General features: G+C 49.9%; 2 protein-coding genes. Both read left to right on the top strand.

Features of this window, described 5'->3' with window-relative positions; genetic code table 11:
* A partial coding sequence (locus LIQ05_RS19210) for a DNA cytosine methyltransferase (RefSeq protein ID WP_226822915.1) occupies window positions 1-719 on the top strand: 719 nt, incomplete at its 5' end.
* A 44-nt stretch (window positions 720-763) separates the two neighbouring features.
* On the top strand, window positions 764-1,520 hold a 757-nt coding region (locus LIQ05_RS19205), incomplete at its 3' end, for an amidoligase family protein (protein WP_264292814.1).

Raw genomic sequence — 1,520 nt, 5'->3', positions numbered from 1 at the left:
GCAAACAGGGAGAAAGAGTCTACGCAGAAGAAGGACTGAGCTGCACGCTGACCAGTGGGGCTGGCGGCATGGGCGGTAAGACCGGATTATATGAAGTCGGTATCCCAATCAAGGAAAATACCAGAAAAGGGTACAAGATGGCCTACGAGGGAGACAGCATTGACCTCGGCTATCCGGGTATCAACAGCCGCAGGGGAAGAGTCGGGCATGAGATCGCCCATACTTTGACGACCGGAAACCAGCAAGGAACACTGCATTTTGTAGATATCTCGCCTCCGCTGCTGGTGACAGATGTTGCAAGGTGTCTGAATACCAGACAAGATTCCAGCATCCATAACCACAGGGGCGAAAGTTCCGGGGTGCTGGTGGAAGAAACGCCAAGGGCAGTGCTGACACCGGCCAAAGAAAAAGTCCGCCAGAATGGAAGAAGGATGAAAGAACCGGAAGAGCCAATGTTCACCATTACGGCAACCGACCGTCATGGCGTGATCTACCACGGCAGAATCCGCAGACTGACACCAAGGGAGTGTCTGCGGCTGCAGGGATACCGGGATGGTCAGATTTCCAAGATGGAAAAAGAAACATCGGATAACCAGCTTTACAAGCAGGCCGGTAATGGTGTCACGGTCAATGTCATTGAAGCGATAGGCAGAAACCTGAAAGCAGTGGATGAAGAGATCCGAAGCAGCTCACCTGTTCCAGAAGCGAAGGGTGGGTGACGCAGATCGACCTAAAAGACCAGTATTTCGGTACAGAGATTGAGATGACAGGCATCAGCCGTGAGAAAGCGGCTGCCGCTGTTGGAAGAATGTTCGGGACGGAGCCATATTCCATCCAGTCATACAGCTCCTGGTGTGTGAAAGACCCGGATGGAAAGGTCTGGAAGTTTTCGTATGATTCCAGTATCCGTTGTCAGTACAAATCTCACGGGCGGTGTCTGGATGCGGACAGTGACTATGCGACTGAAATGGTATCCCCGAAATTGGAATATTCGGAAATGGGGAAACTCCAGGAAGTGGTGCGGTGTGTCAAAAACGCAGGTGCTTTTGTCAATTCATCCTGTGGCATGCATGTCCATGTGGACGCATCCAATCATACACCAAGGAGTCTGAAAAATGCACTGACGATCATGTACTGCAAAGAGGATATTCTGTTCAAAGCCTTAAATGTACAGACGAGAAGGGAAGATGAGTATTGCCAGAAAGTCCGTCCTATGGTATTGGAGAAGATCCGCCGAATGCCGAACAGTACCATTACGATGGAAAAATTCAAAAAGGCATGGTATGAGGGAAATGACGGAAGCACCGAGCATTACAACTGGACAAGGTATTATGCATTAAACCTACACGCTGTTTTTTCCAAAGGAACACTGGAATGGCGCTGTTTTGAAAGTACCCTCCATGCAGGAAAAGTCCGGTCGAATATCACACTGGCACTTGCCATATCCGCACAGGCAATCAACCAATCCTGTACCCATGCAAAAAAGACGGAGATCGGGGATAACCCGGCATTTACGTTCC

The organism is Blautia glucerasea, assembly GCF_020537505.1.
Lineage (GTDB): Bacteria > Bacillota > Clostridia > Lachnospirales > Lachnospiraceae > Blautia_A.
Note: the sequence above shows the minus strand (reverse complement) of the source record. Positions and strands in the feature narration are given on the sequence as shown.